The sequence below is a fragment of the Nocardia sp. NPDC046763 genome, assembly GCF_040645495.1.
Classification (GTDB): Bacteria; Actinomycetota; Actinomycetes; order Mycobacteriales; family Mycobacteriaceae; genus Nocardia.
On sequence record NZ_JBEYYI010000025.1, the window covers coordinates 110,509 to 117,704 of the forward strand.

Genomic DNA, 7,196 nt, shown 5'->3' on the forward strand with positions numbered 1-7,196 from the left:
AAAGAACGAAAAGACAAAGAACCAAAAGATCAAAGGACAAAAGATGCCTGGAGGAGGGAGGGAGCCGGGCTTGGGGACGCGCCTTCGGCTACCAGCCCCCTCACCTTTGAACCTGCATGTGGATGTCGCTGCAGGAGGTATTCGCTTGGATCACGGGGCCGGGGCATCCTCGGGAAGGGAGTCCAGCTCGTAGGAAGAGCGCTGTGGATTTGTGGTGGGTTCGTCTCTAGGAGGTGATCGGCTGGCGGCTCTCGACCTGGCGTCAGCCCAAGTCCGGTAGGGCAGGCGACGCAACCACACTTCCCGGTCTCTGCGCACGCCAGCAGCACACGCGCAGCGGAGGTTTCATGCGGCCCGTGAACCCCACCTCAGACAACTCGATTCGATGGCAGCGGCGACCCGCTCCCCGACGTGATGCCTGTCGTTCACGCGTGGGGTGCCTGTGGGGTCAAGACTTTTCGGGGCAATCCATCCGGTGCGCCCCCGATAGGGGGAATCTTTGCCCATGACAACAGTTTTCCAGCCCCGGCACTGTCGTTGACCAGTGCGTGGCAGTGATCGCAGGCCAAGGTCAGGTTGTTCAGGTCGGTGGGCCCGCCCTTGGCCCAGTCGGTGATGTGGTGCACCGCGCACATACTCGCCGGGGTCTCGCATCCCGGGCGGGTGCAGCCCTTGTCGCGGGCGATCAACGCCAAACGCTGAGCGGGAGAAGCCAACCGATCGCAGCGACCGAGGTAGAGCGGCATCCCATCGGAGTCGAGCACGACCAGGACCGGCTTGGTGCCCTCGGCCATCTTCAACGCCTCGTTGATCGAGACATGGCCACCGGAGGCGGTCGTCGCGACACCCGCGCCACGCTCCAGATCGTTGAGCGACATGGTCACGATGGCCTGGACCGGCAGACCACGGTGCGAACCCAGCTTGGCGGGGTCAACGCCGGGCTGCAGCAGCGCGTACAGGGCATCATGGGTGCGCTGACCCGCATCGCGACGATCACGGCGGGCGGCGGCGTCGAGGACCTTCGAGTCGACGGCTTTGGCGGTGGCGGCGATGCTGTCGACGTCGTCGATGTTGCACATACCCGGACGCGCAAGCTTCGCGAACACAGCGTCCAGCAACGCACGCAGCTCAGGGGTGATCCAGCCTTCGATCCACGACATCCCATCCACACCGGGACGACCCAGGATCAGGCCGCGGCGTCGGCGGCGGTCGGCGTCGGACACCACCTTCCCGTCCGGATCGACGCGGGCGAGGATGTCGCGCCCGATCTTGGGCAGGTCATCGGGCCAGCCGACCCGGGAGTGCCCGACAAGAATGTCCTCGGCCTCGGTTCGGGTCTCGGCGGGAATGTCTGTCGGCAGGTGCGTCATCACGTCGATGATGTTGCGCACGTGATCACGCGAGATATCGCCCGCCTCATACGCTTCGGCGGTCTTCGCGAGGGTGGCAGGACGCAGGTGTCCGGTCGGCTCGAAGAATTCTCCGCACTGCAGGGCGATCTTCACTCGCAGCGACGCGTCATTTTTCGACAGCCCCAGCGTCTGACGCAGGAACGGTACGACATCCTTCGCGGCACTGCCCTTCGGCAGAGAACGGTCGCAAGCTTCGATGATCAGGCGTGAATCCAGTGCCGACAGTTGGCGTTTGCAGGTCTCCAACCGCTGCATCAACTCCACGATATCGCCATCGGAGAATTCCTTCAGGCTGGCATTCGAAAGGGTCTGGACTGCGGTCGCCAATTCGGCGACCCCGCAGTCCTCGAGCACTTCCCCCTTCGAATTCATACCGCTATTCTATCGCGGCATCAATCCTATTGGAATCCGAATTATCCAGTTGTACAACATATTTCAAGCAACCAATGCCGATTTCTGCTGCGTAAGAACGCCATCCACCATCCGATACACACTGTCCATCTGATCCAGATGTGACAGATCGTGCGTCACCAGCAATGTCGCCGCGCCGTGCTCCCGTACGATCCCCACGATCAGATCGATGATGGCCGCCCCCCGCTCCTGATCCAGGGCGCTGGTCGGCTCGTCGATGACGAGCAGCGACGGATCGTTCATGAGTGCCCTCGCGATGTTCACCCGCTGCCGCTGCCCGCCGGAAAGCTGCGCCGGCCGCTTGTTCTCGTGCCCCGACAGCCCCACCGCAGCCAGCAGATCCCGTGCGCGCGAACGGGCTTCGCGCCGCTTGGCAGGCGAGACGAACCAGCTCTGCCCCAGGTGCACCATTGCCTCGAGCTGCTCGACGGCGGTCAGCGCCGGGACCAGATTGGACTGCTGGAACACGATGCCGATCGATGTGCGACGCAGGGTCGCGGCGTCGCGGCGGCTCAGCGAGGCGAGATCGATGATGCCCGTGGCTGTTTCGAGCTCGACCCGCCCCGACTCCGGGCGCAGCAGGGTGGAGACGGTGGCCAGCAGGGTCGACTTGCCGGAGCCGGACGGCCCGGTGATGGCCGCGATCTCGCCGCCGGTCACGCGCAGGTTCACGTGGTCGAGGGCGGTGATGCGGTCCGTGCCGTCCGGGAAGGTGAGGGTCAGATCGGAGACGGTCAGTGCGTTGGTCATCGCAATGCTCCTGGGAGGCAAGGGGAGTGTGGTCATCAGCGGGCCTGGTTGAGAGCGGTGAGAGGATCGGTGGTGACGAGGAACCGCAGCGCGAAGGCCGCGCCGAGCAGACCGAGCGCGATCAGCGCCGCGGCCGGGAACAACGTCGTGCTCACACTGAGCACGAAAGGCACTGCACCGCCCATGAATACGCCCGCCACGGCGGTCAGGCCGACACCGACACCGACGCCGAGCAGCAGCACGATCAGCGCCTGACTCAGGGCATCCCGGATCAGGGAGCCGGTGGTCGCGCCCAGCGCCTTCAGCGTCGCGATGTCCGGCTGCCGCTGCACGGTCCACACCGTGAAGAACGCACCGATCACCAGCGCCGAGATGGCGAACAGCATGACGGTCATGAGGGTGAGCGACCCGTTCTCGGCCTTGTACGACGACATCGCGGACAGCGAGTCCTTGCTGCTGGTCGTGGCGGTGTGCGCGGTCGCGTTCACCGCGGACCGATCGCTCACGCCGGACACCGCGAGGATGGTGGCCGCGCCCGAGTGTGGGTTGAGGGACTGCCAGTCCGTCAACGTCATCCACACCACGGGGGTGTGCGCGTACCAGTCGTCATCGGTCACACCCTGCACGGTGTAGGAGGCCGAGCCCAGCTCGACGGTGTCGCCGGTCTTGGCATCGAGGTCCTTGGCGGCGGCCTTGGACAGGATCACCGAGCCCGGATCGGTTGCCACGCGCTTGCCGAAAGGCGTGCCCTGGACGCCGAACAGTGCCACCTGGGTGGGCGACGCGCCGTTGAGGGTGGCGCGGGTGCGGCTGATGCCGATCGGATCGACGGTGCCGCCCGTCGCCTGCCACGTCTGCACCTGCTCGGTGCTCAAGGTGGAGGCGTCGAAGGAAGGGGAAGACCCGGTGTCGGAGAAGACGACCGTGTCGGTCTTCAAGGACTGGATGGCGGAAATATTCTGGTGCGCCAAACCGGCCGTCAGGCCGCTGAGAAAGCTCACCAGCAGCGCGACCAGCGTGACCACCAGGGAAATGAGGAGGAAGCGGCCGCGGGCGGCCCGCAGATCTCTGAGTGCGACGAACATGATTCCACTGTGTCGTCGCGGACCCCGGAAACCATCGTCGAGCGGGACGGTTCCGGGACCAGCCAAGGGTGGGGCGGCGTTTCCTACTTTCGATGGATGCCGCGGCAATAGCCGGGCATAAGCTGGTCGCGTGCACCGCTCGCCACTCACCCCGGTCTTCTCCGCCATGCAGGCGGGACTGCATGTCATGGTGGTGGCGCTCACCATCGTGGTGGCGGTGCAGGAGTTCCTGACGGGTTCGCATCGGGCGCTGGTCGTGGTGCTCGCGGGCGTTTTCCTCGGCGTCTACTTCGCCGGCGGCCGATTCCGTCGCAATCTTCCCGCCGCACGGGTGTGGCTGGGCCTGCTGACGCTGCTGTGGCTGGGTCTGATGATCGTGGCTCCGCTGGCGGTGTATCTGGTGTTCGGACTCTTCTTCCTGTATCTGCATCTGCTGCCACGCAATTGGGGGCTGCTCGCGGTGACCGCGGCCACGGTGGTGTCGGTGGTCGGGTTCGCCGCGCACCGCGGCTGGACGGTGGCCGGTGTGATCGGCCCGCTGCTCGGCGCCTTGGTCGCGGTGGCCATCGGGCTCGGCTACCGGGCACTGTTCCAGGAGGCTGCCGATCGGCAGCGCCTCATCGACGAATTGCTCGCCACCAGAAACACTCTCGCCGAGCAGGAACGCACCGCGGGCAAGATGGCCGAGCGGGAGCGCCTGGCCCAGGAGATCCACGACACGGTTGCCCAGGGCCTCAGCAGTATTCAGCTGCTGCTGCATGCCGTCGAGCGCGCCGCCCCGGATCATCCCGCGCTGGAGAAGATCCGGCTGGCTCGCGAAACCGCCGCCGACAGCCTGGTCGAAACCCGCCAGCTCATAGCGGAACTCACGCCCGCCGCGCTCGAGGGCCAGTCCCTCGCCGGTGCGCTGCGGCGCATTGCCGAGCGGGCCGCCGCGCCCGGCCTCGACGCCCAGGTGCTCGTCGAGGGGGAGCCACAGGCGCTGCCCATGTCCATGGAGGCCGCCCTGGTCCGCATCACCCAGGGCGCGGTCTCGAATGTGGTGCGGCACGCCCACGCTCAGCGCATGCGGGTCACCCTCACCTACGCCGATGACGCCGTGCACCTGGACGTGGTCGACGACGGAGTCGGTATCGAACCCGCGGTGCTGGCCGAATCCCCTTCCGGCAGCTTCGGTCTCAATGCCATGCGCAGCCGGGTGGAGCAGCAGGGCGGCACCATGAACGTCGAATCCGAGCCCGGCCACACCGCGGTCACCGTCTCCTTCCCCCTGGAGGAGCAGCCCACCTTCCCCTCGGAGCAGAAATGATCCGCATCCTCCTCGCCGACGACCACGCCATCGTCCGCGCGGGCCTGCGCGCGCTGCTGGACTCCAGCGTCGCCGAAACCGATTCCGACGACATCGAAGTCGTGGGTGAGGTGGCGACCGCCGAAGAGTCCGTGGCCTTCTGCTCAACCACCCCCGTCGACCTGGTCCTGATGGATCTGCGCTTCGGCCCCGGCAAGTCCGGCGCGGACGCCACCGCGGTCCTGCGCGATCTCCCGAATCCGCCGAATGTCCTGGTGGTCACCAACTACGACACCGACGCCGACATCCTCGGTGCGATCGAGGCGGGCGCGGTCGGCTACATCCTCAAGGACACCCCGCCCGCCGAACTGCTGGCCGCGGTCCGCTCGGCCGCCGAGGGCGAGAGCGTCCTGTCGCCCTCGGTCGCCTCGCGTCTCATGACGCGAGTTCGCAAGCCCGACACCACCTTGAGTCCCCGCGAGATCGAGGTCCTCCGCCTGGTTGCCGACGGCCATTCCAACCGGGAGATCGGCAAGCGCCTGTTCCTCTCCGAGACCACCGTGAAATCCCACCTGGTCCACATCTATTCGAAGCTCGGCGTCAAATCCCGAACCTCCGCCGTGGCCCGGGCTCGCGAGCGCGGGGCCATCTGAGGTCGTACGGTGTCGCTCATGGCCTCACTGTCCGATCGGCGTGTACGCGACTTCCTGACCGAGAGCACCCGGACCGGCAAGCTCGCCTTCGTGGCGAGCGACGGCCGCCCCCTGGTGGCGCCCGTCTGGTTCATCCTCGAAGGCGACGAGATCGTCTTCAATACCGGCAAGAACACGGCCAAGGGCCGCTCGATCCTCCGCGACGGCCGCCTGACCCTCTGCGTGGACGTGTCCGAACCCCCGTACGCCTTCGTTCAGGTCCAAGGTGTGGCCGAAATCTCCGAGGATCCGGACGAACTCCTCCGCACCGCCACCGACATCGCCGCCCGCTACATGGGCCCCGACCGCGCCGACGAATTCGGCAAGCGCAACGCCGTCCCCGGCGAACTCGTGGTCCGCCTCCGCCCCACCAGGATCGTCACCGACTTCTCGGTCAGCGGCTGACAGTCGATTCCGCGAGCTGGATGTACGAAACAGAAAGAGCCGCTGGTGGCGGCCGGGCGGTTCGCCCGAGCGGGTGTGCGAGACTCGGCCGATGACAGTGCACTTCATCGGGGCCGGGCCGGGGGCGGCGGATCTGCTGACCGTACGGGCGGTCGAGCTGCTGCGGCGGTCGCCGGTGTGCCTGTACGCGGGAACCTATCTGGACCCCGAGGTGCTGGGGCACTGCGCGCCGGATGCCGAGCTGATCGATACGCAGCGGCTGGACCTGGACGAGATCATCGCGCACTGTGCGCGGGCACACACCGAGGGCAAAGACATCGCGCGGTTGTGCTCGGGCGATCCCTCCTTGTATTCAGCGCTCACCGAGCAGAAGCGCAGGCTGGACGCCCTGGGAATTCCCTGGGACGTGACGCCCGGGGTGCCGGCGTACGCGGCCGCCGCGGCGCTGCTGGGTGCGGAGCTCACGGTGCCGGAACAGGTGCAGTCGGTTGTGTTGACCCGCACACAGGCACGGTCGACCGCGATGCCGGAATCGGAGGCGCTGGCAAATTTCGCGCACACCCGGGCGACGCTGATCCTGCATCTCGCCATCACCCGGATCCGGACCCTGGCACAGGAGCTGGTTCCCGACTACGGCGTGGACTGCCCGGTGGCCGTGGTCTACCGCGCGACCCAGCCTGAACAGCAGGTTCTCCGGGGCACCCTGGCCGATATCGCCGATCGTGTGGAGGCGGCCGGACTGCGGCAGGCGGCTGTGATTCTCGTCGGTCCCGCATTGGCCGAAACCCTGAACTGTGCCCAGTCGCATCTGTACGATCCTGCTCGCGATAGGTCGCACATCACTGGCTGAAGGTACGAAATGCGATGATAGTAAAGGGCTATGGCCCTTTCGTATTGTCGCTTGCGCGCTGACGGTAGATTGGACCGAGTGTCCGTCACCAAGTTTGCGACTGTGGCTGCCCTGCAGCGGCCGATGGGTGTGGTCGCGCCCATGTAACAAGATCGGCCAGCTGGGGGGATACCCCAGGGAGTCTCAATTTACGGTGAAGTGAGCCCCGAACACCGGACGCCACGCTGAAGCAGGCGTGGCGTCCTGTTCGGGTTTTCGGCGGGGAGCGCTGCGTGTCGTGGTGTTCCGGAAGCGAGGTTTGGG

General features: G+C 66.4%; 7 protein-coding genes. 4 read left to right on the forward strand and 3 right to left on the reverse strand.

Going from position 1 to position 7,196, the window contains the following annotated elements:
- Window positions 1-425 precede the first annotated feature (425 nt).
- The 3 genes from ABZ909_RS32465 to ABZ909_RS32475 all read right to left on the reverse strand — a co-directional run bounded on the left by ABZ909_RS32465 (window position 426) and on the right by ABZ909_RS32475 (window position 3,658).
- Window positions 426-1,784: a DUF222 domain-containing protein gene (locus ABZ909_RS32465; protein ID WP_357007291.1), complete on the reverse strand. Its 1,359-nt coding sequence runs from the start codon at window positions 1,782-1,784 to the stop codon at window positions 426-428.
- Between the two features lie 63 nt (window positions 1,785-1,847).
- Window positions 1,848-2,573, reverse strand: a complete 726-nt coding sequence (locus ABZ909_RS32470) for an ABC transporter ATP-binding protein (protein WP_357007294.1) — start codon at window positions 2,571-2,573, stop codon at window positions 1,848-1,850.
- Between the two features lie 35 nt (window positions 2,574-2,608).
- Window positions 2,609-3,658, reverse strand: a complete 1,050-nt coding sequence (locus ABZ909_RS32475; RefSeq protein WP_357007297.1) for an ABC transporter permease — start codon at window positions 3,656-3,658, stop codon at window positions 2,609-2,611.
- A 130-nt stretch (window positions 3,659-3,788) separates the two neighbouring features.
- On the opposite strand from ABZ909_RS32475, the gene ABZ909_RS32480 reads away from it, so the two are divergent.
- The 4 genes from ABZ909_RS32480 (at window position 3,789) to cobM (ending at window position 6,893) form a co-directional block, all read left to right on the forward strand.
- The gene (locus ABZ909_RS32480) at window positions 3,789-4,967 is read left to right on the forward strand and encodes a sensor histidine kinase (protein WP_357007300.1); all 1,179 of its coding nucleotides are present in this window, start codon (window positions 3,789-3,791) and stop codon (window positions 4,965-4,967) included.
- Window positions 4,964-5,599: a response regulator transcription factor gene (locus tag ABZ909_RS32485; protein WP_357007302.1), complete on the forward strand. Its 636-nt coding sequence runs from the start codon at window positions 4,964-4,966 to the stop codon at window positions 5,597-5,599. Before ABZ909_RS32480 ends, ABZ909_RS32485 begins: the two co-directional genes overlap by 4 nt.
- Window positions 5,600-5,617: 18 nt before the next feature.
- Window positions 5,618-6,043 carry a PPOX class F420-dependent oxidoreductase gene (locus tag ABZ909_RS32490; RefSeq protein WP_357007305.1) on the forward strand — a complete coding sequence of 142 codons (426 nt, stop codon included), beginning with the start codon at window positions 5,618-5,620 and terminating at the stop codon, window positions 6,041-6,043.
- A gap of 91 nt (window positions 6,044-6,134) precedes the next feature.
- Window positions 6,135-6,893 (forward strand): precorrin-4 C(11)-methyltransferase, encoded by a 759-nt coding sequence (gene cobM / locus ABZ909_RS32495; protein ID WP_357007307.1) that lies wholly within the window; start codon window positions 6,135-6,137, stop codon window positions 6,891-6,893.
- Window positions 6,894-7,196 lie beyond the last annotated feature (303 nt).